Origin of the sequence: Candidatus Endomicrobium procryptotermitis, assembly GCA_031279415.1 — a bacterium.
Classification (GTDB): Bacteria; Elusimicrobiota; Endomicrobiia; order Endomicrobiales; family Endomicrobiaceae; genus Endomicrobium_B; species Endomicrobium_B procryptotermitis.
Genome location: JAITIP010000037.1, coordinates 148,076 through 172,430, shown reverse-complemented (window position 1 = coordinate 172,430; position 24,355 = coordinate 148,076). Strand labels below are relative to the sequence as shown.

The window sequence follows — 24,355 nt, the reverse complement described above, 5'->3', positions numbered from 1 at the left end:
CGGTTATTATAACATAAATACCATTCTGTTTTCTACCCGCTCTTTTTATTTTTGTTTATTGTAGATATAGTAGTTTATTTTTGGTTCTTTGTCTGCGCTAAATTGATAGGAAAGTGGAATAAGTTTGGGTTTGCGGCCCCGTACGCTTCCCAAAGCATACGGCACATAAGCATTGTAGTTTTTACTGTACGACATTTCTTTTTTGCCGTTTACTATGGCAATGTGTCCGCTTTTTGCTCCACCATTATATGCAGCTAAAACATATTTTCCAGATTTGGCGGCATTATATGCCACTTTATGATTTAATTTTCCGGCCGGCGTAGTCGGTATTTTTTCCCAGTGCCGCGAAGATTTAAGATAAATATCTATGTCATTAGCACTGCTGCGAGGGAGGTATATTTTCTTTTCTTTCATTACATCTATAACATACAGATTGCATAAATCATTATTCTTTACGGAACATGCCTGAAATAAAATAAGAAAAATGCAAAAACAAAAAATACATTTAATTATATTTTGAAGGCAAAGCATTATATTTCCTTTCGGAAGAATCCATTGATATTGCAAATATCGTATTTAATCATTTTTTAAAAACTCATATTGATAATTTTATACTATTTAATTATTTTCCATAAAAAAAACTAAATATTTATAAGCTTTGATTTTACGCCTTCAATTTGTTCCAGCCTTAAAACTAAATCGTTTATATCATTATCATCCGCTTCAAGCTGAAGAATAATAAGTCCTTCATCGGAACATTTTCCATCTCCACTTTCATGAAGCCCAAGCCTCGTTTTAATCATACAGCCTGCTTTGGTAAGAATTTCTTGCACAGTAACAGCAGTATCTTTTCTTTTAGCTACCGACAAAATTAAAATATTTGCCATTCCAAACCTCCTATTTCATCTCTTTTTCCAATTCCCGTTTTAAACCGAGCAGTTCCCCTACAGTAACAATCTCATAACCTTCTTCTTCAAGTTTATCAATAAAATCGGAAAGAATATTAACTGCTTTCGTATTGGTGTCATGCATAAGAAAAATTGCTCCACTTTTTATATTACTTATATATTTTTCATACATTTCTTCATCGGTAAGACTTAAATCCCAGTCACAGCCAAAATACCAATTTATCACATAATAGCCGTTTTCTTTCGCAATGTCTACAGCGTCACGTTTTGCATATCCGTGAGGATAACGTACCAAAAAAGGTGTAATGCCTGAAGCTTTTTGTATCGCTTTTTCGGATTTTAAAAGTTCATCTTTTATCTTTTCACTTTTATCAGCGGCGTCGTATTTAAAAAAATTAACGTGATCGTAGGTATGATTTGCTATTTCATGCCCTTCTTCTGCGACTTTTTTTGCCGTCATGGGCTTCTTTACGGTTTTACTGCCGAGCATAAAAAAAGTAGCTTTAACTTTTTTATTTTTTAATATTTCAAGAATTTTCTCTGTTGTTTTTCCGGGACCATCATCAAAAGTCAATGCAATCCTTTTTGGCTTTTCAGTACCTTCGGCATAAAAAACTTTATTTTCTGCACGGCAGAGTACGCAGCAAAAAAATATAATAACAAGAAGTAAGATTTTTTTCATCTCTCAATCCTTTTAAGCGCATTGTATCCTGCTGCTAAAATGATAATACCGAATATTGCATCAATCAATAAAAGCACAAAACCGAATTCAAAAAAAGTAGCGGCATCATACTTTTTTAAATAAAAAAGTCTCAGAGGCTGCATGATTATAAGTATATTGACAATTATTATAAAAAATGAAAAAAGCATAAAAACAAGTCCGCCCAACGAAGATTCTATTTGAGGAATATTTGAATAATTAAATTTTGGAAGAATTGTTCCTATCGATATAGCCGAACAGCTTATAAGCATAGATACGGACGCCGTTGCTGCAAAAGTTAAAATAAAAACCGGTTTGGAAATTTCAAGCATATAATTTGTCGCAAACATTAATATCATGGATATGGCAAAAACGGGAATACTTCCGAAAATTACCTTCTCAGCAAAAAGTTTAAGCCTGCTTACCGGACTTGTCAGTAAAAACCAAAAACTTTCTCCCTCAAGACTGATGAGAGGAAACGCAAACCTAAGAGATACGGCAACAGCGACAAACCATACAAGCGCACAGTTTACTAAGGACATCGTGTTATGCATTTTTACCATCTCAAAAGACAATTTATACATACTAAAAAGATATACCAAAACTATTGAAGCAAGTATCAAAACCTGCGACCATTGATTTGAATCTCTTATAAAAACTTTTATATCTTTGTAAAAAATCGCAAATACCGGACTTCTTGTTTTAAATAATTTCTTTTTTATATTTGAAGAAGCAAAAGCCTGCCCTTCATTTAATCCATCTGCATAATATTTTTTCGCAAGAATTTTTATCATAAACCATAAAAGAACCGCAGCGGCAAAAAGCAGGCTGGCATATATGAAAATTCTGCTGAAATCTTTTGACATAAGCCCTATAACTGCCGAAGTATACCACCACGAAGGCAAAAACTTAGCCGTCGGAGCGTCCAAATATCCTAAATACTGTGCAAGAATTTCAAATCCTGAGGAAGTTATAAATCTTTCCGGCTGGATCAGTCTTACAAATACCAAAACGAAAGTAAAAAATATCATTCCTATAATAAAAATCAAATTTCTTATTTTTGCCGCTGGAAAAAAACGCATTATTATGATGGTAAACCCTATTCCTATAAAACTTGCGCATGCCAGAAAAGGAAAAGCAAAAATTATCGAAAATAAATAAAATAAAATATTCGCATTTTTTATCACACCCAGAGCAGCCATGAAAGGAACCAATACGACAAAAACCATCCATGAAGCATAAAAAGAAGAGTTCGTCGCTTTAAAAGAAAAAATATCTTCGAGCTTTATTGGAGAAGCCAAAAGCCATTTTATGTCTCTGCCGAAATATATGGTAGAAAAAGAAACTATAACAGCGGAAAGAACAGCCATTAAAAAAGCTGTAATAAAAAGTAATGCTATAAGTTTATTGACTATAAGAGGACCTGCCACCACAATTGAATTGATATATTTCAAAAATGCACACGATGCAGCGAAAATAATAAAAATTATATTTATACCTATAAATATAAAAATTGCCACTTTAAAATCATCTTTAAACTTTAAAGAATTTATGCGGTTTATAAACGAAAAGACGGAGATTTTTATAAGATAATGCATTAAATGCCATCCGGTAAAACCACGGTGTCAACTGCTCCAGTAAGATGCAGATATATAGATTCAAGATCTGAATCGGAGCCGCCAGTCTTTCGTAAATTTTCAAAAGTGTCCAGCGCAAGAATTTTTCCATCATTGATTATGCATATCCTGTCAGAAAGTTTTTGGGCTATTTCCAAAACATGCGTACACATAAATATTGTCGTTCCATGTTTTGACAGCTTGGAGAAAATATCTTTTACTATTCTTGCGCTTTTAGGATCAAGCCCTACGAGCGGCTCATCCAGAAACATTATTTCTGGCTTATGAAGCAAAACGCCGCAAATAACAAGCTTTTGTTTCATTCCGTGCGAAAAAGAGTCTATTATTTCGCCTGCTCTGTCGCTTATTTCAAACATTTCCAACAGCTTTGCAATCATCTTTTTTTGCTGTTCGATTGGAACTTTGTAAATATCGCCTATCGTTCTCATATATTCAAACGCTGTAAGGTATGGATAAACATAGGGCTGGTCAGGAACAAAACCTATTTTTTCTTTTATCAAATCAATATTTTTTAAAACGTCCATACCTAAAATATTCGCTTGTCCGGAAGTCGGTTTTAAAAGTCCTGTTAAAATTTTTACCGTCGTAGTTTTGCCTGCACCATTGGGTCCTAGAAAAGTAAAAATTTCACCTTTCTTAACGTTAAAATTTATACCGTTTAAAGCTTTAAAACCGCCGAACTTTTTTATCAGACCACTGACTTCTATTGCGTTTATGCCGTCCATACAATTACCCCGCCAAGCAGCGTAAGCAAACCTGCGTTTAATATTTGCATCCAAAAATTATCATTAACAGGCCAAGGAACAGATTCTACCACTGTAGCGATTAACGCACCTGCAAGCGCAAATTTCCAGTTAAATAAAAATAATCCTGCAATAAAACAAGCAACAAAACACGCCATGCTTCCTTCAAGACTTTTGCCTGCAAAAGTTTTATGTCTGCCAAACATTTTGCCTGCGATTGCCGCAAAAGAATCTCCAAAAGACAGATATAAAAAACTCGCCATAACCATGTACTTGTCAGAGAAAAGCAAAACTGCTATCAAAGCGCCTGCAAGCGTTCCTATAAGACCGCTTATTTTTTTTGTTTCTTCTTCACGGTAAAAACCTTTAAAATATTTACAAAAAAATTTATTGCATGCCATAACATTGAATCTTAACGTTTCAAGCGAAACCACAATGGCAATGGCTATTGAAAGCCCCCATATAACGATGGATTTAGATAAATACCAGTATCCGAACACATAAATTAAAGACAATAAATGGAACCCTTTTCTTTTTAACTCATCTTTTGGAATTTGTAGCATTTTAACCAACCTTTGATTTTATTTTATATATATTTTAAGCCTTCTGGAATGCCGTAATTATCTGAAACGCACCTTCATAAATAAACATATACGATAAAACAATATTGTCATACATTTCACGATAAAGATTTTTAATATTAATTCCATCTGGAAAAACCAAAGCCATAAGGATCGAGAAAATGATAACGTTAATCACAATTATAAGTATATAGGAAAAAAATATTCCATAAACTTTTAAATCAGGCTGACCTATACCTATTATATATATTGTCAATGCAATATGAAAAGCTGTCGAAATGCCTGCAAGAAAAAGAAAGTATGGATACAAAGGAAGTATATCAGTAATCCAGCCTAAAAACAAATAAATGACTATGACGGCAAAAGTATATATAGGGAAAAAATAGGGAGCCAGAGTTATCCATATATTGTCTTTTGTCAGAACAACATGTCCGGATACGTCTCCTACTTTAAATTTTTTTATTTTTGCGCCACTTAAAATTCCGGCGAAAGCATGTGTAAGTTCATGCCCGAAAATATAAGTACGCATAGGTTTATAAAAAACAGATTGAAATATGGCATAACATAAAATGCCCATCCAGAAAGGAGTATATGTAACATCTGAAGAAGCAGTAAAATCAAGAAAAGCTTTAATAAGCGTATAAACTGAAGCAGCCACAAGCGGAAGTGACAAAAAAGCCGCAATATTTCTTATAAATTTCATTTTCCACCCTTTTAATAAAAATATACAATTAAGATTTTATCTAATTAAAAAACTAAAAAAAAGCCCGTATATTGAGCCGCGTCGATTTGACTTATAAATCAATAAAACATACAATTTGTACCAGTATATTAACTCTCCAAATCATAAAATAAAACGAAAAATTCGGAGCGGCAAAGAAGTCATCCGGTTTCGTAAAGCCGGGTTTTTTATTGCATAGAAAATAACCGTAAAAAAAATATTTACGGGTAATAAAATAAAAAGGAGCATGTATGTATTTGAGCAAGATTTTTTCTTTAAAAAAGATTGCAGTTGCTTTTATTTTGGCAGCTGCCTCAGCAACCCAGTCTTTCGCAAGCGAAGCAGATTTGGTAATACCGGATTTGGCTTCAGTAAGTTTTCTAGGAAATATGATAAGCGGAAAAAGCCTGTTGCTTTTCGGATTTTTGATTTGCATTTTTGGACTTTCTTTTGGAGTTTATCATTTTTTAGGTATTAAAAATCTTCCAGTTCACAAATCAATGAAAGAAATATCGGAGCTCATTTATGAAACTTGTAAAACCTATCTTATCACTCAAGGCAAATTTATAATAATTCTCGAAGCTCTTCTTGCCGTTATAATAATCGTTTATTTCGGATTTTTGCAGCATATGGCAGCAATTAAAGTCGCAACGGTTGTACTTTGCAGCGTAGTAGGAATTCTCGGCAGTTACACAGTTGCATGGTTTGGAATGAGAATAAACACATTTGCGAATTCAAGAACAGCTTTTGCAAGTTTAAAAGGAAAACCTTTCCCATGCTATGCGGTTCCTCTGCGCGCAGGTATGAGCATAGGCATGCTTCTTATAAGCATTGAACTTACAATAATGCTTATAATTTTGCTTTTTATCCCGAGAGATTTTGCCGGCCCTTGCTTTATAGGATTTGCAATCGGCGAATCTTTAGGCGCTTCAGTATTAAGAATCGCCGGCGGAATTTTTACAAAGATCGCAGACATTGGTTCTGATTTAATGAAAATAGTATTTAACATTAAAGAAGACGATGCGAGAAATCCTGGCGTTATAGCGGATTGTACAGGCGACAATGCAGGAGATTCCGTAGGACCTACAGCTGATGGTTTTGAAACTTATGGAGTTACAGGAGTAGCGCTAATAACGTTTATAGCGCTTGCTGTACCCGTCGATGAAATAAAAGTACAGCTTTTAGTCTGGATTTTTGCAATGCGTCTTTTGATGCTTATAGCCAGCGCTCTTTCTTACGGCATTAACGCTTTTTTTGCAAAAATCAAATATGCTCTTGCCGACAAAATGAATTACGAAGCACCTTTAACGTCTCTTGTCTGGATTACTTCGGTAGTATCGATATTGTTTACTTTTATAGTTTCAAAAATTTTGATAGGCGGCTTGGGTGACGGCTCACTCTGGTGGAAACTTTCGCTTATAATAAGCTGTGGAACAGTTGCCGGCGCAGTCATACCTGAAGTCGTAAAAATATTTACCTCAGTAAAAAGCGCTTTTGTTCAAAACGTCGTGACGTCTTCCAAAAATGGCGGCGCTTCTCTAAATATACTTGCAGGACTCACGGCAGGAAATTTCAGTGCTTTCTGGATGGGAGTGGCGATTATACTTCTCATGGGAATATCATATCTTATAAGTACACTTGGAGTAGGTGTGATCATGGTAAATCCTATAGTCGCTTCGGTATTTGCTTTTGGATTGGTCGCTTTCGGTTTTTTGGGAATGGGACCTGTTACTATAGCCGTAGATTCTTATGGTCCGGTAACAGACAATGCACAGTCAGTATATGAACTTTCTTTGATAGAAAGTATTCCTGACGCAGCTAAGGAAATTGAAAAAGAATATAGTTTTACCCCGGCTTTTGATAAATCCAAAATTCTTCTTGAAGAAAACGACGGCGCCGGAAATACTTTTAAAGCTACTGCAAAACCGGTGCTTATAGGAACAGCTGTCGTAGGCGCCACTACAATGATTTTTTCGACAATAGTCATGCTTACAAATGGATTAACTTCAGGACTTGAAAATCTTTCACTTCTTCACGCTCCTTTCCTTCTGGGTTTGATAGCAGGTGGAGCAGTAATATTCTGGTTTACCGGAGCTTCAAATCATGCCGTAACAAGCGGAGCCTATAAAGCGGTAGAGTTCATAAAAGAAAATATAAAGCTTGACGGTTCGTCGGAAAAAGCTTCAACGCAAGATTCAAAAAAAGTCGTAGAGATATGCACAAAATATGCGCAAAAAGGTATGATAAACTTATTTTTAGTGGTATTTTTTATAACTCTTGCTTTTGCGTTTATAGAACCATATTTCTTTATTGGTTATCTCATTTCAATAGCTCTATTTGGGCTTTTTCAGGCAATATTTATGGCAAATGCAGGCGGAGCATGGGACAATGCAAAAAAATTTGTAGAAGTTGATCTTCGTCAGAAGGGAACTGAACTGCACAATGCAAGTGTAGTAGGCGATACGGTAGGTGATCCTTTTAAAGATACTTCTTCAGTTGCAATGAATCCGATAATAAAGTTCACCACATTGTTCGGACTTTTAGCATTGGAACTCGCTTTGGTGCTGGACTCAAAAGGCGCTTTAAACATGATACTTGCCGTAATATTTTTTGCTGTAGCCATAGTATTTGTAGTAAAATCATTCACGGACTTGTGCAATAAAGATGAAGAGCAGCCGCAGAAAATAAAATAATAATATAATAAATAAAAAAGCCTGATATTTTTACAATGTCAGGCTTTTTTTAATTTTTTTTACTAGAAAATATCTGCAATTACATAGCCCAAAATAACTGCCGTGTTACTAAAGGCAAACAAAATTCATGCAGTTTACCTGTTTAGGCAAATTTACTTTCATGTCACTTAGCGTATATAAAGACCTTTGCACAAAATGCCATAAACTGCTTGAAGAATTTATTTATTGTCATTTTTCATAAAAATCAAAATATGTAGTCGTAAATTTATAATTGACGCCTATATTTCCATAAACGCCTGATTGAGAACTGACAAACATTCCATTGACATTTGCATAAACGCTCCAGTTCTTTGAAATATCATAAAGCACTCCGGCGCTGACAGTCATTGAAAGAATATCATTTTCTATACCGACAATTTCTAAAGGCTGCGAGGTATTTTTAAACTCTCCTTCAAATGCTGCACGCGTTCCTGCAAGAAGAAAATTAAATTTAGTTTCCACATACCATTTTGCCCGCATATCTATTCCGTTGTTTACCTGTAAGCCTAAACTTGAATTCATTTTGCTATATGAACCGGCATAAATAGTTAAGTCTGCACTGTTTGCGCCTTGTTCGGTAAACTCCTGAGTAGTCACATAAGAATAGTCCAATCCCAGCAAAGGCCTGAAATAAATATTATCTCTGTAAAAATAGTCATACCCCAATTCAGCTGACATATTTATGCTGTATCCGCTAAATTCCGAATCTGCTCTTCTTTGTATATCAGCATAATTTATTTTTCTTGAAGCTGAATAATTTTGTCTTCCGCCTATTAGCACAAGTTTGAGTTCAAAGTTATTTTCAAAGAAAAATGCGCCGTAAGCACCGATATTATAGCCTGTTATGCCAACGGTATCGCCGTTCTGCTGCGCATTCATATCTGTATATCCGACATTTAAACCAAAAATCTGCGTATCGTCTTTCATCGTGTCAAAACCTGCCTGCATTCCGGAATTTGAAACACTGAAATCTCCTGGAGAATTTTTGTCTCCTTTATACTTATTATCTGCAGTATATCCCTGAGCCCAAATGTTTCTTTTAATAAGACTGTCATCGGGAATAAAATAACTTCTTTTCAGCCTTGAAAAAACGCCGTCTTTTGAAATATTTAACGACGGAACCGTTATGACATTTGCAAATATATGTCCAGAAAGGCTTGTGAGCGCTTTTTTCTTGCTTTCAATATCAGGCAATGTATCCAGTTTATCTATTATGTCGAATAAATCGCCTAAAGCCATGCCATATTCTTTATCTAAAGCAAGAGCCGTTTTCTTTTGATTTTTGGTTAACCCATTTATAACGTTCAGTTGATCTATGCTTAAAACAAGATTTACGGATTCCCATGAAGCGGGAGCTGTCGTACTTGGAACCACTCCGTCAAAATATTCAAGATGCGAATTCACGCGGTGCATGGTTTTTCCTTCGGAATTTGTATTGTCAATGCGCATGGTTCCGCTTGCATTGGTAGAATAAAATATATTGTAACTTTTCTCGTAGGCATCAATTCCCGCTATCCCTACTTTTATCCATGTTCCTTCCATATTTGCCTGAGCCGCAGATATTTTATCGGAAGCATTTGTATTTGAGTCTATATCAAAATATATTTTTGCGCCGGTGGTAGAATTTAAAACTCCAGATATTATAAGATTGTCATTCAAATTGTTATTGCGCATATCCAATACCGTTGTCGCTGCGGTGCTTAAAAAATGATCGGAACCCGTAAGAGAAAAGTTAACCGCTTCAAAAACCGAACCACCACCTAAAATTGTGGTTCCCGAAGTTATATTTAAATGCTGGAAATTATTAATTCCGTTTAAAAATAATGTACCGTAACCGTATTTGTTAACCACATTGTTAGATGTTGTCGTACTATAAGTTATGCCGCCATTAAAAGTTATCGCCGCTGCAAGTGCCGTTAAATTAAGATCAGCGTTTCCTCCGAGATTTATGTCATTTTTTATACTTGCGGCAATATTGCTTGTAAATAAAATATCTTTTTCAAGCGCGTTAAAATCGCTGACGCCGTCATATATATATATTGCTCCGCCTTGAATTTTTGCGCTATTGTTTGATATTTCGGCTCCGTCGCTTATCATCAACGTTTTAGAATAAAACGCTCCACCTGAACCGCCGCTTGCAGAATTTCCAGAAGCTTTCAGATACCCGTTAAACACTATATCATTTTCGCAATAGAAAGCTCCACCTGAACCTTCTACGGACATATTTGAAGATATTGTCGCGGTTGCAGAAGAATTGTTGAAAATAATATCCCCGCCAGCCCATATGGCACCGCCGGATAAGGCTTCAACTTTATTCGACTGTATATTTGCAGAACCAAAAAAAGTTATCGTGGAATACGAAAATATAGCGCCACCGGAGTCTCTTGCGCTGTTATTTTGCAAATTTATTACAGCCGTATCATTTTTAAAAGTAACCGAAGATGCGGCGTACAAACCGCCGCCGAAATGAAAAGTATTAGTGCTGCTGTCTATCATGGCATTGTTTAATTTTATATCGGCGCCTCCAAGAAAAAGTATGTCTTTTCCGGAGTATATGCCGCCGCCGAAATCTTGAGCAGCATTTGACGATATATAAATTGTGGCATTTGAATCAGTAAAATAAGCGCCGTTTTCGGAGAAAATACCTCCTCCTCTTCCGGTTTTTGCAGTATTGCCGCTTATGTTTGCCGCGCCGCCGACAGTTACGCTGCCAAGCTCGGAATAAATTCCACCGCCGTTCCATCCGGCATAGTTATCGTTTAAGTTTACGCTGCTGCCCGAACTAAAAATAACATTACCTCCGGAATAAATAGCTCCGCCGTGTCCGCTCACAGCATAATTCATTGAAAAATTTGAAGAACCGTTAAATGTAGTTGTCCCATACTGGACATAAATAGCACCGCCTAAAAATGAAGAGCTTGCAAACTCTATTGAAAAATTGCCGTTTAAAATAATTGACGTACCTGTAGAGGATATAGCACCACCTCCGTCTAAATTGCTGCCGTCATATATGCCTCTAGTAAAAATAAGATTGTCAAGAGTTAGGCTATTTCCACCGGAAACCGTAAAAAATCTCCCCGAGTCGCTTGAAATAATCGTCCTCCAGCCAGTGTCAGCCCGAAGCGTTATATTATCCGCGGTTATATTTTTTGATGATGTAAAAATAAAATTTCCAGTAATTGTGCCTACGCTGGCCGCACTATTGTTAAGAACGCTCCATGCAGAAGAATCGTTTATATTTGACTCTGTAAAAATTTGATCGGACCCAAACGCAAGCAAATTAAAACAAATCATAAAAAATGCAAACAGAATAAATGATTTTAAAAATTTCATATTTCCCCGTTTAAAAGATTTTATAAATATGCTGATATTCTATATAGTTTTCAATGTTTTTGCCAGTAGAAAAATCGTGAATTACAAAGGAACAGACTGCAATATAATTTCAGCAATATTTATTGCTGCTTCTTTTACGGGCATGCTGACATTTTCTCCAAATTCGAGATTTTCAGGCTGAATTCCTATAATAAGTGTTTTGCACGGAGTGTCGTGCGATATATAATTTATGAACACACTCATTGGCATCATATGCGTCGAAAAAGCAGCACCTTGTATATCTTCAGGTGAAATTATGCTTATCTCTCCGCTTTTTAAACCGCTGTCAGCGGCATCGCATATTATTAAATGGCTGGGAACAAAACGCCTAATTTCGCCAGTCAGGTTCTCTGGTGCGGTATGTCCCAGCATAACTTTAAAATTTTCCGGCAGTCTCTTTTTTAAAAGTTCGTTTGCGGCAATTATCCCGGCCGAATCGTCGCTTCTGAGTTCTGAGCCGATGGCCAAAAACACAGTTCTCTCGGCGTCTTTCAGAAAATTTTTGATAATGTTTTTGATTTTTTCCATTTTAGTGGTTTGACAAAATTGATTTTCCAGATTTTCTCCATAAAGCAAAAGAGATTTATTGTGCTTTTTTCTCTTTTTTATAGAGTTTAGCGGTTTTGTTTCATCCTATTTGTCAGACACATCTTTCAACGCCCGCTTTTCTGTATTCTCTTCCTATGCATCTTTCGCTTTATTTTCCGAATTTCCAACGGCGGCGGCAATTTCTTTTTTTATGGAAACCATCTCATTTTTTGCTGTCTGTATTTCCTGCTGTTTAATAGGTTCCACACTTTCCATCTTAGGTGTGAGTTCTTCAAGTTTAACGATTAATTTGGACTTGTCTATCTGCGCAAGTTCAAAATTGTCGGTAGTATGCAAAGCTTTTTTAGGACACGATAAAACGCACTGCGAACAAAAAATACAGTTTGCCAGAGAAAGCACGCAGCTAAACACTTTATCGGCAACTTTTGTTATTTTTATCGCATGCGCGGGACAATTTCTCACACACATTCCGCAGCCTATGCATTTTATCTGTTCAAAAGATATCATCCCAGCGATATTGTCATGAATCGGACGTCTCTTTTTAGGATATTCCGAAGTAACAGGCTTTTTAAAAAGAAAAGATAAAGCTTCAAAAAGCATTTTTCCTAATTTTTTCATTGTGTGGCAGCCTTTATAATTATATTTATTGTAAGCTGAAGCAGAGCAAGCGGCGCAAGATATTTCCAGCAGAATCTTACCATTTGATCCATTCTTATTCTGGCAAAAATCGTTCTTATTATGGTAAGAAGAGCTATGATAAACGCAATTTTAAGCAAATATACAAGTATCCCGAAAATAAATCCGCAATTGTAACCGAAAGGCATGAAAACAGCCACAAGCAGTGTAGATACTGCTATCGTCTGCATATTCATCGCAAGTTTAAAATATGCGTATAAGGGTCCTGTATATTCGGTAAACGTACCCGCGACAATTTCGGTTTCCGCTTCGGGAATGTCAAAAGGAACTTTCTCAAGTTTTCCCTGTACCGCTATTAGCGCCACTACAAAACCTATGACATTAACCAGAAATAAAAATCCACGGCCAGAATAAAAATTTATGACGGTTGAAAATGTCCATGAACTTGCAAGAATTCCAGGAGCGAGAACTGCCATAAGAAGCGGCACTTCGTAAGAAAAAAGCTGTGTCAAAACTCTCATCGAACCTATAAGCGAGTAAAGCGATCTTGAGTACCAGCCTCCCAAGAAATAAGTAAGAGTTGGTATTGTCATTATATAAATTACCGCAACTATATCGCCTTTGAAAGTAAACAGCGTGTCTGGTTTCCATACAGGGACAAACAAAAACGCTGTAACAGCCGCCGCACAGGCTACCAAAGGCAGAAGTTTAAAAATTTTTCTGTCGGCATTTTCCGGAATTATCAGTTCTTTTGCCAGAAGTTTGACCAAATCAGCAAAAGGCTGAAACCAGGGCGGTCCTACTCTGTTTTGCATTCTGGCGTAAAGTTTTCTGTCCATATATTCAGCAGCTAGCGCCAAAATAAATAGAAACAAAAAACCCGGAAAAATAAAAATTGAAAATAAAGCTGAAACCATATTCTATCCTAATTATTTAATGTTCAATTTCACTTTAGCAAAATCGATTCCTCTTTTTTTCTTATGCCATTCTATGCTTTGTTCTCTGAGCTGCTTCCATGTAATGTCCGAAGAACTTTTTGAAAGATTATCATTTACGGCAAGTATCATTCTGTCAGTGCACGAAAAACAGGGGTCTATTGCAGCTATAACTATGGTTACGTCGGCAAGATAACCTTTTTCAAGCATTGTCGAAACCGCCTGAGCATTTGCAAGGGTAGGAGCTCTGAGCTTTACTCTTTCCGGTTTATCCGTTCCATTCGAACGCACGTAATGGACATCTTCACCTCTGGGCGCTTCGTATCTGCTTATCGCTTCACCTGCCGGTACTCTTAAAGGCGCTGGCACTTTCAAAGGTGTATCAGGAAGCTTTTTAATCAACTGTCTTATTATCGAATAAGATTCCATAAGTTCGCCTACGCGCACCAAAGCTCTTCCGTAAACATCGCAGTGGTCATCCGAAACCACTTTAAAATCAATTTCGCCATAAGCCGCGTAAGAATCTTCCGCTCTGGCATCTCTTGTTACTTTTGAAGCTCTTCCCGTAGGTCCGACAACACCCATTCTTATGGCGTCTTCCGGCGACAAATAGCCGACTTTCGAAAGCCTTTTAATCAGTGTTATCTCTTCCCTGCACACCTGAATATAATATTTTGTTCTTTCTTCGAGAGCTTCGATAGCTTTTAGTATTTGCTCTTTTTCACTTTCTTCGATGTCTTTTCTTACTCCACCTATTACATTGACTGCATAATTCACTCTGTTTCCCGTAAGAAAAGCGAGTAAATCCATTATTATTTCTCTGTCACGCCACGTGTACATGAGCAAAGTGTCAAAACCTATTTCATGCGCTGCAACTCCGAGCCATAAAAGATGGCTGTGAATGCGCTCCATTTCGCCTATGATTGAACGTATGTATTTTGCTCTCATCGGAACGTTTAATCCGATTATTTCTTCAATCGCTTGTATAAAACAAGTCGAATGCGAATGCGAACATATCCCGCAGACTCTTTCTATAAGATAAACATCGTGCAAATAAGGTTTTGATTCGCAGGCTTTTTCTATACCTCTATGATTATATCCGAGTTTTACGAGAATATTTTCGACTTTTTCACCTTGCAAAGTGACGTCAAAACTTGCAGGCTCTTTTAATGCAGGATGCTGCGGACCTATGGGTATTACCAATTTTTTAGGCATTTGTTTCCTCCTTAACCTGCTGCGAAGGAGTTTTTTTATCCAATCTGTCCTGTGTCCAATCTTTTCTTAAAGGATATTCTCCCTCGGGCCAATCGTCCGGCAGAGGGTATCTCTTTCCTTCTTTTAAACCGTCTATTTTTATACCGAGCAAATCAAAAACTTCTCTTTCCTGTAAATCTGCCGCAGGATACATGTCTGTGACCGTTTTAATTACAAGCTCTCCATTTTTGGAAATGGAAGTCTCTATGTTAAGCATAAGCCCGTCTGCGTCAGCCATATGATAGATAAAAGAATAATTTTCTTTATCGTCAATGCCGGTAAGCATGCAAAAAATGTCAACTTTCAAATCTGCTGCGGCAAACTCTAAAAATTCGCGAAACTGAGCATAAGGTACTTTCAGCCATATTCTTTTTTCCCTTTGAATTTTTATGCTTTCAGCCAGTTCGGGATATTTGCTTATAATTTTTGTGGATATGGGGTGATCATTTTCCATCTTTTGCCCCCTCTTTTTCTTTTAAATATCGTTCTACTTTTTCTTCAAAATTTTTTAACAGTTTAGAAACGCCGTCAATAATGGCATCGGGGCTTGCGGGACAGCCCGGAATATAGGCAGAAACTGGAATCGCTTCGTCAATGCCAGACAGCATATTGTAACAGCCTTCAAAAACACCGCCAGAACAAGCGCACGTGCCGACCGCGACCACGAATTTTGGTTCAGGAAGCTGTTCGTATATCCTAACCAGTCTGTCTTTTATCTGTCTTGTTACAGGTCCCGAGCACAAAAGAACGTCAGCATGCCTTGGTGTTCCTTTTAGCTGTATCCCAAACCGTTCCAAATCGTAAGTGGGCGTCAATGCGGCGACAATTTCAATGTCACAAGCATTGCAAGCTCCAGTATTAAAATGTATAACCCATGGAGATTTTAAACGAGCCCAGTTGATAAGTTTTTGAACAGATTTAATCATTTCTTTCTCTCCGAAATATTATCAATATACTTAAAAATGCGACAGCGATAAAAAGCAGGGCAATGGCAAGCGAATCGGTAATTTTTTCAGGCGATGTCGCAATCATCAAAACTATGACGTGCATAAGAGTAAAGAAAAAAGCAAAAGGGAAAAATTCGCTGTAATTGAGGCGGATTCTGTGTTCTTTAACATCTTCGCCGCAGGCATAGGCTTTCGTTTTTCCCTGCGGGTTATCCGGGTTTTTATATGATATCCTTTCCGTAAAAAAAGAAATAACAACGAAAAAAACCAACAATAATATAAATGCCGCAGGAGGCAGAATTAAAATTAAAGCAAATGGACAATCCATTCTATTTTTATCCTTTAACCTTTTTTATATTTTCGACGCTTAAAGAATTATGTTTTTTAGCCAGATTTATTATATATCCAGACGAAATCATTAAAATGACAACTTCGACCACTATCATCGTTATAATCAAAGGTTCTATCGTCTGCGGTCTTCCGTTAAAAAAGCCAGCTGCTGCAAGCAGAATAGTAACGCCTTTTGTCATAATTTCAAGCCCTATTATTATGGAAATGATGTTTCTCGTTATAATAATCGCATAAACGCCGATTACAAACAGGACCGGAGCGGTTATCAAATACAGTTTGAAAAGCATTAAAGATTCATAACTCATTTTTCATCATCCTTATTATCTTTAAACAAAACTACGACTCCAAAAACGCCCGTCAAAATTATTATTATCTGTCCTATCAAATCTATCTGCCGTAAATGCCATATTTCCGCTTTATCAGAAATTTCGACGGTTTCCACACCCGAAACAGGTATAAAATTTATCCCTTTTGTAAGCATATAAAATGCCGCTGCACACACTATTATTACAACAGGAAGAAGAAGAAATTTTTTAAACATATTTTCTCTTTCTTCGCTGCGCTCTTCTTTTGTCAAAGGGTTTGTCAAACTTATTACGCTTATAAAAATAACCGTTATAAGTCCCGCACAAACCGAAAGTTCGAATATTGCCGCCAAGGGAGTTTTAAGAAGGAAAAGAGTTATCGTTACGAGTATACTTATAGCCGCAAGCATTATAGCCGCACGTATGACTCTGGTGCGTACTACGGCAAAAGCCGCACAGACAATTATCAATGACAATAACAAAACATGGGCAAACATTAAAAAATACCTCTTATTTGTTTTAAAATTATTGATATATGATTCCCGCAGATGGAAAAATTAAAACTTTTACTATATAAAAGAAACCTATCCCCGATAAAACAGTTATGGCGCACAAAATAATCTGCGGTATGGTAAACGACAAGGCCGCTTCTTTGACATTTTCAACTGAAGTGGATATCTCGCCAAAAAATACTTTCTTTTGAAGATTTAGAAAATATGCCATGGTCAAAATGCTGGCAAGCACGGCTACAAAAGCAAAACCTTTATAGCCGGCAGACCACAATGCCAGAATTATAAAAAGTTTGCTCCAAAAACCGGACAGAGGCGGAATTCCCGAAGCAGACAAAAACGCTATAGCAGTCGTTACGGAAGTAATAGGCATTTTATATCCCAGCCCGCCAAAAGTATCTATGTCGCGTCTGCCTGTCTGTTTCTCGATGGCAGCCGAGTTAACAAATAAAAGTGATTTAAATATTGCATGATTAAAAATATGGAAAACGGCAGCGGCAACGCCAAAAGCCGTTCCGGCGCCAAGCGACAAAACTATATATCCTACCTGACTTATACTCGAATAAGCCAAAACTTTTTTGAAATCTTTTTGCTTTATCGCGGCAATTGCACCGATAATTATCGATAAAGAACCGATTATGAGAAGAACCATTTTCACATTCTCATTAAAACCGACAACAGAATAAAAAAATCTTATAAGCGTAAAAATTCCAGTCGTTTTTGTTATAATTCCGCCCAAAAATACAGAAACTCCCGCAGGAGCCGAAGAGTAAGCACCCGGCAGCCAAGCGTGAAAAGGTATCAACCCGCCTTTTATTAAAAGCCCGCTCATGAAAAGCATTATAGCAAGCAAGACAACGGGATTTCCGCCAAAATTCCGTAATGCCGCCGATATTTCCATAAACCCAGTTCCTCCAGCGGCAAGAAAAAATAAAGCTACGGCAAAAAGCATCATTACGGTCGCGATTGAAGACAGCATCAAATATTTAAAACCGCCTTCCAGAGAACTCTCGGTTTTATCCAAAGCTATCATTATATAAGAAGCGGCAGCTATAACTTCCACAAAAACATAAATCGTAAAAATATCTCTGGCAAAAACTATGCCGTTTATGCCGGCTGCTGCAAGCAGTATGAGATTTGACAAAGAAAACAGTCTGCTGTCATATTTTATGAAAGGTTTTGATGTCATAAGAGCCGAAAAAGCAACAACAGCGGTTGAAATTATCATTATTTTGGATATGCCGTCTGCAAAAATGTTTAAGCGAAACCATTTACTTATCAACTGTGCGAACTGAGCCGAACCCGCATCGACAAAAAATACCGACACAAGCTGATAAACAAAAAACGCCAATGCGGCATAATATGCCGTTTTACCCGACAAACGCGGAATATTAAGCAATATTACCAACAAAACAGGAATAAAAATAATTGATGCCGTCATCTGTCCTCTATACAAAAAATAAAATTATTAAAGCCAACCCGCATAGCGCCCATAGTATGTATCTTGAAAGACTTCCGTTATGGACTTTGTCAAGTTGCTGTGAACAAAACAATACTGGCTTCACAAAAGCAATATCGTAAACCCAGTTTAGAGCTTTGTCAAAACTGAAAGAAGCTTCGGCAAAATAATCGTATATGCTCATTGCCATATTGTACGGGTCTGCATTTTCATTTTCGTTAAGTTTGTCTATTCCCAAAGAAGAAATAATCGGTTTTACAAAACCTAAGCCATTTTTATATTTTTTGTGTCCGATTATAAAATTTATAAACACAATGCCTAAAGCCGAAGAGGAAACTATTATCAAAATAAGATTTGCATTTTCTTCTGATGGAAAAGGAATCACAGTTTGGATTATTGCCTCAGGTATATTTCTAAATATTCCGCACAGCAAGCAGAGAAAAGCAGTTGTCAGCACCGGTATCATAGAAGTCAGCGGATATTCAAAAAATTCGTCATCATTGTTAAAAAATATTTTCCCTAACCATTTTAAAGCCGCGCTCGAACAAAAAAACGTCACAAGAACCATTATTATATGCCAAACGACGCCCAGATGCAAAGCGCCTTCGTAAATCATCTCTTTAGAGTAGAATGCTGCAAAAAAAGGAATGCCTATGAAAGAAGCTATAGCTAAAATAAAACACAAAAATATGTACGGATTTTTTTTATACGATACAGTTTCGGTTTTACTGTCGTCAATAATGCCTGCTATGAAAAACAAACATGATTTATAAATCGTATGAGCCAAAAGATGTAAAACCGCGCCCGCAACAGCTATAGGAAGAGCTGTAAGCATGGCAATCATCATAAAACTTCCCTGGCTTATGCTTGTGTAAGCAAGCATTTTTTTAAAACTTTTCTGACTGTTTGACATAAGAGCAGAAACAAACGCGCTAACCGCCGCAAAACCCATCAAAATGTAAGTCACGCAATTACCGTTTTCAACGCCGAACATTTTTAATGCCACATACAATATGTATATACCCAAAATTTTTTCGGCTGCCGTAGCCATAAAAACCATAAATGAAACTGGCGTTTTTTCAGAAGCTTCCGGCAGCCAACTGTGAAAAGGCATCACGCCAAGTTTACCCGCCGCACCGATTATCACACATACGAAAGCCGTTATCGGAAGCAAGCCCGTAAGATTTAAAGAAACTTCTGACATGTTCATAGTTTTTGCCAGTGAATAGATAAATCCGATTCCCATCATCAAAAACAAATCGGCTATTGCTGTAATCGTAAAAGCTTTTACAGCAAGTTTTTTGTTGTCGTTTTCAGATGAAAGTATCATCATAACAAAAGGAATCGCCATCGCTTCCATAAAAATCAAAAGAAAAATAAGACTATCTGTTATAACAGCTCCGTTGACAAACGACACGGCAAGAAGCATCCCGGCATTAAGAAGCGGACTTTTTGGGTTGTTTTTCATATTGTTTACGGCAAAAATCGAAGCTAAAAGGACAAAGACGGCCGAAATGACAAGCAAAAGTTCCGAAAACCTGGACATTATAACCGAAAAAGAAAAATCAAAAGCTGCACCTGCACAGAATATAAATATGTTTTTTGTAAAATAAAAGCATACTGCCCACAAATTAAATACTGCTACGGCTATAAAGAAAATATCTTTATATCTCTTGTATTTTTCCGGTATCAAAAAAACAATCGCCGCGCAAACTATAGGAATGATGATAAGGAACAATATTAAGGTATTCATTTAATTAGTCCGAACATTTGATTTGCGGCAAGTTCAGCAATGTGCATTAAATAATTGAAAGTAAATCCACAAATCAAAGATATTGCCGCAAGCAGCATCACGCTGAAATTCATCGGAGAAAATATGCCTGATTTATGCACAGAAAACGAACTGGCGGGCTGTGCAAGAAACACTTTATAAAACACTCTCAGCATATAAAGTATTGTAAGAGTTGCCGCAGCGACAAAAACTGCCGAAACCCCCGCATATCCCGCATCTGCCGTTCCGATTATTACTATAAACTTGCTGAAGAACCCGCCCAAAGGAGGAATTCCTATTATCGACATCATGCATAAAAGAAAAGCGCCAAAAGTTATAGGTATAACTTTTGCCAGTCCGCCCATCTGCATTATATTTTTCGTATGCGTTTCATGTTCTATTATTCCTGCGCTAAGAAACAGTCCAGCTTTTGCCGCAGAATGCATGAGTATAAACAACATCGAACCCGCAAAAGCCAAACGCGACCCCGCTGCAAAACCCAAAAATATGAAAGCCAACTGGCTTACCGTAGAAAAAGCTATTATTCTTTTTATATCTTTTTCTATAAGAGCCGCACCGCCAGATATGAAAGCACTCAAAGCTATTATAACAAATACTGTAATTTTTACCGTTTCCGAAGGAATGATTACCCCGTTAAACAATCTGGCATAAACATACACACCTATTTTTACAAGCACTGCAGCGTGAAGCAGTGCCGTAACCGGCGAAGGTGCGACACCTGCATCCGCAAGCCAAGTATGAAAAGGAAAAGTCGCCGATTTAGCAAAAATTCCACACAAAATTAAAAAAACTGTAATATTTTTAACAGTTCCTGGAGCAATAGCGGTATGAATGCCCGCAAAATCAAAAGTGCCTGCCTGCTCGGCAAGCATAATAAAGCCCGCAAGCATCAAAAGAGCGCCGCCTGCAGTAACCATAAAAGCTTTGTTTGCGCGTCTTATAAAATCTTCTTTTCTAAAAAAACCTATCAAACGCCATGAAGCAAGAGCTGTCATTTCCCAGAAAATGTAAAGAAATATAAGGTTTGCAGAAAAAATTATTCCCATCATAGAACCTAAGAACAATAACACTATAAAATAGTATTCGTTTTGATTTTGATGGCGATTTATGTATTCAAATGAATAAAAAATTATCACAGAGCTAACCAAAGAAGAAGCAAGAGCGCAGAAAAGTGCAAAAGCGTCGGCCTTTAATATGAAATTGAGACCCAAAGGAAAATCATAATAAAATGTAATTATCTCGCCGGAAAAAACGGTGGGCGACATTAAAAGACACAATATAAAAGTAATCAAAGCAAGGCAAAGTGCAGTAATATTTCTTGCTTTTTCTGAAAGCCAGCCTATTATCGGAAGCAGAAAAGAGAAGAAGATGGGAACTGCAACGATAAGCGTTAAGATAATTTCATTTGGCATAATTGTTTCGGTTTCCATATCAAATAAAACCGCGCATATTCTTCAATATGAGCGGTATTATCATCATTTTTATATAAATAATTATATCTTTAAAATATTTCATTGTCAATGTATATGCTTATTCTTAACCAAACAAAACTATTTTATAATGAATATCCGCACAGCTTGCTGTGCGGATATTCATTATTGACTGTATAATAAAAAACAGACGGAAATAATTATTTTCCCGCCTATTTTTTATGTTTTTTTTAAAACTTATATGACAAGCCGGCTTGTGTATAAGCAATGTCATTGTCGGATTTTTTTGCAAACAAATGTCCTATACCTATATTGAAGTCTATATTTTCCGTATAAGCGTATGTTACTTGCAAATCTAATTCGCCTTGCGGAAAGGCATTACTTGACCCATCGTACTGCCTATAGTCGAAATTAAAAAAGTCTACACTGAAAGTGAACTTTTTTAAAGTATAGTCAGCCCCTAAATTAGCAACCTGTAAATCAACAAAGTCCTCACTGGTGGCTTCATTAATGCTTATCAAACCGGGAGCATAGTTTCCGAAAGATCTGAAATGTTTGACTCCAGTTTTTTTATCCCAGCCTCCAAAAAACCCTACGGAAGCTCTCGGTGTAAGTCCGATGTTCTTTATCTCAAAAGAAGCGTCCAATTTAATTAAATTAGTATCAAGGCTTTCAACATCAGCACTTAATATATCTTCGCCTGCAAAATTTTTTGCAATTTCAGCCGAAGCTGTTAAAACATTTTCATTAATAAAATCTTTATGGAAAGTTCCTTTAGCACCTAAAATATCGTAATGCCTGACAGAATAAAGATTTTCCATGTCGTAAAAGTAGCCTTCAATATCAATCATATCGGCAATATTCAAATATTTAAAATCTATACCACTAAGAGTTGTATTATTGTTTTTTCCCGAGTTCGCGCTGTAGTTTTGAAAGGTTGCAAATACGGCGTTAGCTTTTATATGCTCATTTTCGTAATATGCGGTTATGGCATCTATAGAAGTAATTGCACTTTTGTTTAGGATTCTGAGAGGGTCATCTCTTCTTACTCCAAAATACATTACTGTAGAATCTTCATCGCCGTAAAACTGGCGACCGACTTTTATCTTCAAACCTTCAACATCAAATATTTTGTCGAAAGCGATGTTTGCTTCAACTATTTTAAGATTATTTAATAAACCATAATTATTGTCCTCTACAGGAACTCCGCTAACAGGATTATTTAAGTTATTTCCCCACAATCTAGTATATCCTAAGGCAAAAGAAGCCGTAATGTTTTCATAGACATCTGCCTGTAGTCCTAATATTCCGTAAAAACCTGTTCCACTGAGATAATCGTTCATTCCTTGCGATGCAGCTCCGTAAAAAGAACCTTCTCCGTAATACTTAACACTGTCTAAAATTCCAGCATATGAAGAGGATGCAAATAAAACTATTGCCATAACTAAACTAATAAATTTTTTCATTAGTAAAAACTCCTTTTCCAATTTTTAAACATCAAACTTTCAAACGAAAACCTAAGTCCTATGAGCCATTTCACCCCCTTTTTTGTATATAAACTAAAATTATGCCAAATATTAAAGCATTTTTTTGACATTAATACAATTCGTATATATCTTTTTCAATTTTATATTGGCCTGCGGAACTTGAATACTTTGAAAAAATAGCAAAATCTTATAATAATTTGCTAAAATTTAAAAATTCAATAACTGGAAAGAGCGATGAAAAAATTATTAATTTTTGTAGTGGTTTTTATTTTTACTGTTTATGTGCAAAGCAAACGACGTTGACAAGACAGGCATTGAGATAATCATTGGGATTTTAAATATCTTATATGCAAAAACAAAAGATATAATAATTGAGATAATCTCTGGCAAAACCGAAAATATGCAAAGAGGCATCTCTTTATGAATATAGCGTTGAATTTTTGGAAACATAATTTTGAATCTTCCTTCAAAATTTGTGAAAACAAGACTTAAAATTAACAAAAAAGAGTCTCACGGAATTTTAAATATACAATAATATATACGGCAGGGTGAAAAATGGCAGATAAAAAAGAAAATAAAATTGCTTTAGTTACGGGCGCAAGCAGGGGAATCGGCGCTGAAATTGCAAAAACTTTGGCCAAAGATGGTTTTGACATATGGCTCAATTACCGTTCAAATGAAGAACGGGCGCAAAAAGTGAAAAATGAAATCGAAAATGTCGGCAGACAATGCTTGCTTTTAAAATTTGACGTTGCAAATTACGATGAAACAGACAAAGCTCTTTCACCTCTTCTTGAGACACAGACTCCGTTTGCCATCGTAAACAATGCGGGATTTCGCAGAGACACGCTTCTTATCTGGATGAAGCAAGAAGAATGGAAAGAGGTTATTTCCGTTACCCTTGACGGTTTTTTCAATATAACTAAAACGGTTCTGCCTTTTATGCTGAGAAACAGGAAAGGAAGAATTATAAATATTACTTCGGCTGCCGCTCATTTCGGCGTTCCCGGACAGAGCAATTATTCTGCGGCAAAGGCCGGTCTTATCGGCGCAACAAAATCTTTGGCAGCAGAAACGGCAAAAAGAAATGTTTTGATAAATGCCGTTTCCCCCGGTTTTATCGAAACGGAAATGCTGGAAGGTCTTCCGATGGAACAGATTTTAAAAATTATACCTCTCGGCAGGCTAGGCCAAGCTCGCGATATTGCGGACATGGTCTCGTATCTTGCTTCGGAAAAATCTGGATATATTACAGGGCAGGTTTTTCAGGTTACCGGCGGCATGGGTGCGTAAACGGACAGTTAAAA

23 protein-coding genes are annotated in these 24,355 nt (G+C 36.6%); 2 read left to right on the top strand and 21 right to left on the bottom strand.

Features of this window, described 5'->3' with window-relative positions:
- Positions 1–45 precede the first annotated feature (45 nt).
- The 7 genes from LBD46_07765 to LBD46_07735 form a co-directional block, all read right to left on the bottom strand.
- On the bottom strand, positions 46–414 hold the full coding sequence (locus LBD46_07765; protein ID MDR2427053.1) for a hypothetical protein: 369 nt from the start codon (positions 412–414) through the stop codon (positions 46–48).
- A 227-nt stretch (positions 415–641) separates the two neighbouring features.
- Positions 642–887, bottom strand: a complete 246-nt coding sequence (locus LBD46_07760) for a hypothetical protein (protein ID MDR2427052.1) — start codon at positions 885–887, stop codon at positions 642–644.
- Between the two features lie 10 nt (positions 888–897).
- The gene (locus LBD46_07755) at positions 898–1,590 is read right to left on the bottom strand and encodes a polysaccharide deacetylase family protein (GenBank protein MDR2427051.1); all 693 of its coding nucleotides are present in this window, start codon (positions 1,588–1,590) and stop codon (positions 898–900) included.
- A complete protein-coding gene (locus tag LBD46_07750) occupies positions 1,587–3,206 on the bottom strand; it encodes a hypothetical protein (protein ID MDR2427050.1) in 1,620 nt (539 codons plus the stop codon). The genes LBD46_07755 and LBD46_07750 overlap by 4 nt, the downstream gene beginning before the upstream one ends.
- Entirely contained in the window at positions 3,206–3,970 is a 765-nt protein-coding gene (locus LBD46_07745; GenBank protein MDR2427049.1) for an ABC transporter ATP-binding protein, read from the bottom strand. Before LBD46_07745 ends, LBD46_07750 begins: the two co-directional genes overlap by 1 nt.
- Complete coding sequence (locus tag LBD46_07740) at positions 3,958–4,551, bottom strand: hypothetical protein (GenBank protein MDR2427048.1); 594 nt, start codon at positions 4,549–4,551, stop codon at positions 3,958–3,960. Before LBD46_07740 ends, LBD46_07745 begins: the two co-directional genes overlap by 13 nt.
- Before the next feature lie 34 nt (positions 4,552–4,585).
- A complete protein-coding gene (locus tag LBD46_07735; protein MDR2427047.1) occupies positions 4,586–5,272 on the bottom strand; it encodes a hypothetical protein in 687 nt (228 codons plus the stop codon).
- Between the two features lie 269 nt (positions 5,273–5,541).
- Here LBD46_07735 and LBD46_07730 point away from each other — a divergent pair, with 269 nt between their 5' ends.
- Positions 5,542–7,983 (top strand): sodium-translocating pyrophosphatase, encoded by a 2,442-nt coding sequence (locus LBD46_07730; protein ID MDR2427046.1) that lies wholly within the window; start codon positions 5,542–5,544, stop codon positions 7,981–7,983.
- A 228-nt stretch (positions 7,984–8,211) separates the two neighbouring features.
- On the opposite strand, the gene LBD46_07725 is transcribed toward LBD46_07730, so the two are convergent.
- The 14 genes from LBD46_07725 to LBD46_07660 form a co-directional block, all read right to left on the bottom strand.
- The gene (locus tag LBD46_07725) at positions 8,212–11,355 is read right to left on the bottom strand and encodes an autotransporter domain-containing protein (protein ID MDR2427045.1); all 3,144 of its coding nucleotides are present in this window, start codon (positions 11,353–11,355) and stop codon (positions 8,212–8,214) included.
- A gap of 81 nt (positions 11,356–11,436) precedes the next feature.
- On the bottom strand, positions 11,437–11,922 hold the full coding sequence (locus LBD46_07720; protein MDR2427044.1) for a hydrogenase 3 maturation endopeptidase HyCI: 486 nt from the start codon (positions 11,920–11,922) through the stop codon (positions 11,437–11,439).
- Positions 11,923–12,075: 153 nt separating this feature from the next.
- Positions 12,076–12,561, bottom strand: a complete 486-nt coding sequence (locus tag LBD46_07715; GenBank protein ID MDR2427043.1) for a 4Fe-4S binding protein — start codon at positions 12,559–12,561, stop codon at positions 12,076–12,078.
- On the bottom strand, positions 12,558–13,496 hold the full coding sequence (locus LBD46_07710; protein MDR2427042.1) for an NADH-quinone oxidoreductase subunit H: 939 nt from the start codon (positions 13,494–13,496) through the stop codon (positions 12,558–12,560). The genes LBD46_07715 and LBD46_07710 overlap by 4 nt, the downstream gene beginning before the upstream one ends.
- Positions 13,497–13,508: 12 nt before the next feature.
- A complete protein-coding gene (locus tag LBD46_07705) occupies positions 13,509–14,729 on the bottom strand; it encodes a nickel-dependent hydrogenase large subunit (GenBank protein ID MDR2427041.1) in 1,221 nt (406 codons plus the stop codon).
- Positions 14,722–15,222 carry an NADH-quinone oxidoreductase subunit C gene (locus tag LBD46_07700; GenBank protein ID MDR2427040.1) on the bottom strand — a complete coding sequence of 167 codons (501 nt, stop codon included), beginning with the start codon at positions 15,220–15,222 and terminating at the stop codon, positions 14,722–14,724. The genes LBD46_07705 and LBD46_07700 overlap by 8 nt, the downstream gene beginning before the upstream one ends.
- The gene (locus LBD46_07695; GenBank protein ID MDR2427039.1) at positions 15,212–15,694 is read right to left on the bottom strand and encodes an NADH-quinone oxidoreductase subunit B family protein; all 483 of its coding nucleotides are present in this window, start codon (positions 15,692–15,694) and stop codon (positions 15,212–15,214) included. Before LBD46_07695 ends, LBD46_07700 begins: the two co-directional genes overlap by 11 nt.
- Positions 15,687–16,043: a hypothetical protein gene (locus LBD46_07690; GenBank protein MDR2427038.1), complete on the bottom strand. Its 357-nt coding sequence runs from the start codon at positions 16,041–16,043 to the stop codon at positions 15,687–15,689. The genes LBD46_07695 and LBD46_07690 overlap by 8 nt, the downstream gene beginning before the upstream one ends.
- A gap of 7 nt (positions 16,044–16,050) precedes the next feature.
- Positions 16,051–16,371, bottom strand: a complete 321-nt coding sequence (locus tag LBD46_07685; GenBank protein MDR2427037.1) for an NADH-quinone oxidoreductase subunit K — start codon at positions 16,369–16,371, stop codon at positions 16,051–16,053.
- Positions 16,368–16,868 carry a hypothetical protein gene (locus LBD46_07680; protein ID MDR2427036.1) on the bottom strand — a complete coding sequence of 167 codons (501 nt, stop codon included), beginning with the start codon at positions 16,866–16,868 and terminating at the stop codon, positions 16,368–16,370. The genes LBD46_07685 and LBD46_07680 overlap by 4 nt, the downstream gene beginning before the upstream one ends.
- A 28-nt stretch (positions 16,869–16,896) precedes the next feature.
- Positions 16,897–18,321, bottom strand: coding sequence for a hypothetical protein (locus tag LBD46_07675; protein MDR2427035.1), 1,425 nt, complete (start codon positions 18,319–18,321; stop codon positions 16,897–16,899).
- A gap of 7 nt (positions 18,322–18,328) precedes the next feature.
- Complete coding sequence (locus LBD46_07670) at positions 18,329–20,092, bottom strand: complex I subunit 5 family protein (GenBank protein ID MDR2427034.1); 1,764 nt, start codon at positions 20,090–20,092, stop codon at positions 18,329–18,331.
- Positions 20,089–21,543, bottom strand: a complete 1,455-nt coding sequence (locus LBD46_07665; GenBank protein ID MDR2427033.1) for a hypothetical protein — start codon at positions 21,541–21,543, stop codon at positions 20,089–20,091. The genes LBD46_07670 and LBD46_07665 overlap by 4 nt, the downstream gene beginning before the upstream one ends.
- A gap of 248 nt (positions 21,544–21,791) precedes the next feature.
- On the bottom strand, positions 21,792–23,027 hold the full coding sequence (locus LBD46_07660) for a hypothetical protein (GenBank protein ID MDR2427032.1): 1,236 nt from the start codon (positions 23,025–23,027) through the stop codon (positions 21,792–21,794).
- 576 nt (positions 23,028–23,603) lie between these two features.
- On the opposite strand from LBD46_07660, the gene fabG reads away from it, so the two are divergent.
- Entirely contained in the window at positions 23,604–24,341 is a 738-nt protein-coding gene (gene fabG, locus LBD46_07655) for a 3-oxoacyl-ACP reductase FabG (GenBank protein MDR2427031.1), read from the top strand.
- The last annotated feature ends 14 nt before the right edge of the window (positions 24,342–24,355 follow it).

Excerpts from the sequence above, each read along its gene's own strand:
- LBD46_07765 (MDR2427053.1), bottom strand. The coding sequence starts at position 414 with ATGAAAGAAAAGAAAATATACCTCCCTCGCAGCAGTGCTAATGACATA.
- LBD46_07760 (MDR2427052.1), bottom strand. The coding sequence starts at position 887 with ATGGCAAATATTTTAATTTTGTCGGTAGCTAAAAGAAAAGATACTGCT.
- LBD46_07755 (MDR2427051.1), bottom strand. The coding sequence starts at position 1,590 with ATGAAAAAAATCTTACTTCTTGTTATTATATTTTTTTGCTGCGTACTC.
- LBD46_07750 (MDR2427050.1), bottom strand. The coding sequence starts at position 3,206 with ATGCATTATCTTATAAAAATCTCCGTCTTTTCGTTTATAAACCGCATA.
- LBD46_07745 (MDR2427049.1), bottom strand. The coding sequence starts at position 3,970 with ATGGACGGCATAAACGCAATAGAAGTCAGTGGTCTGATAAAAAAGTTC.
- LBD46_07740 (MDR2427048.1), bottom strand. The coding sequence starts at position 4,551 with ATGCTACAAATTCCAAAAGATGAGTTAAAAAGAAAAGGGTTCCATTTA.
- LBD46_07735 (MDR2427047.1), bottom strand. The coding sequence starts at position 5,272 with ATGAAATTTATAAGAAATATTGCGGCTTTTTTGTCACTTCCGCTTGTG.
- LBD46_07730 (MDR2427046.1), top strand. The coding sequence starts at position 5,542 with ATGTATTTGAGCAAGATTTTTTCTTTAAAAAAGATTGCAGTTGCTTTT.
- LBD46_07725 (MDR2427045.1), bottom strand. The coding sequence starts at position 11,355 with ATGAAATTTTTAAAATCATTTATTCTGTTTGCATTTTTTATGATTTGT.
- LBD46_07720 (MDR2427044.1), bottom strand. The coding sequence starts at position 11,922 with ATGGAAAAAATCAAAAACATTATCAAAAATTTTCTGAAAGACGCCGAG.
- LBD46_07715 (MDR2427043.1), bottom strand. The coding sequence starts at position 12,561 with ATGAAAAAATTAGGAAAAATGCTTTTTGAAGCTTTATCTTTTCTTTTT.
- LBD46_07710 (MDR2427042.1), bottom strand. The coding sequence starts at position 13,496 with ATGGTTTCAGCTTTATTTTCAATTTTTATTTTTCCGGGTTTTTTGTTT.
- LBD46_07705 (MDR2427041.1), bottom strand. The coding sequence starts at position 14,729 with ATGCCTAAAAAATTGGTAATACCCATAGGTCCGCAGCATCCTGCATTA.
- LBD46_07700 (MDR2427040.1), bottom strand. The coding sequence starts at position 15,222 with ATGGAAAATGATCACCCCATATCCACAAAAATTATAAGCAAATATCCC.
- LBD46_07695 (MDR2427039.1), bottom strand. The coding sequence starts at position 15,694 with ATGATTAAATCTGTTCAAAAACTTATCAACTGGGCTCGTTTAAAATCT.
- LBD46_07690 (MDR2427038.1), bottom strand. The coding sequence starts at position 16,043 with ATGGATTGTCCATTTGCTTTAATTTTAATTCTGCCTCCTGCGGCATTT.
- LBD46_07685 (MDR2427037.1), bottom strand. The coding sequence starts at position 16,371 with ATGAGTTATGAATCTTTAATGCTTTTCAAACTGTATTTGATAACCGCT.
- LBD46_07680 (MDR2427036.1), bottom strand. The coding sequence starts at position 16,868 with ATGTTTGCCCATGTTTTGTTATTGTCATTGATAATTGTCTGTGCGGCT.
- LBD46_07675 (MDR2427035.1), bottom strand. The coding sequence starts at position 18,321 with ATGACGGCATCAATTATTTTTATTCCTGTTTTGTTGGTAATATTGCTT.
- LBD46_07670 (MDR2427034.1), bottom strand. The coding sequence starts at position 20,092 with ATGAATACCTTAATATTGTTCCTTATCATCATTCCTATAGTTTGCGCG.
- LBD46_07665 (MDR2427033.1), bottom strand. The coding sequence starts at position 21,543 with ATGCCAAATGAAATTATCTTAACGCTTATCGTTGCAGTTCCCATCTTC.
- LBD46_07660 (MDR2427032.1), bottom strand. The coding sequence starts at position 23,027 with ATGAAAAAATTTATTAGTTTAGTTATGGCAATAGTTTTATTTGCATCC.
- fabG (MDR2427031.1), top strand. The coding sequence starts at position 23,604 with ATGGCAGATAAAAAAGAAAATAAAATTGCTTTAGTTACGGGCGCAAGC.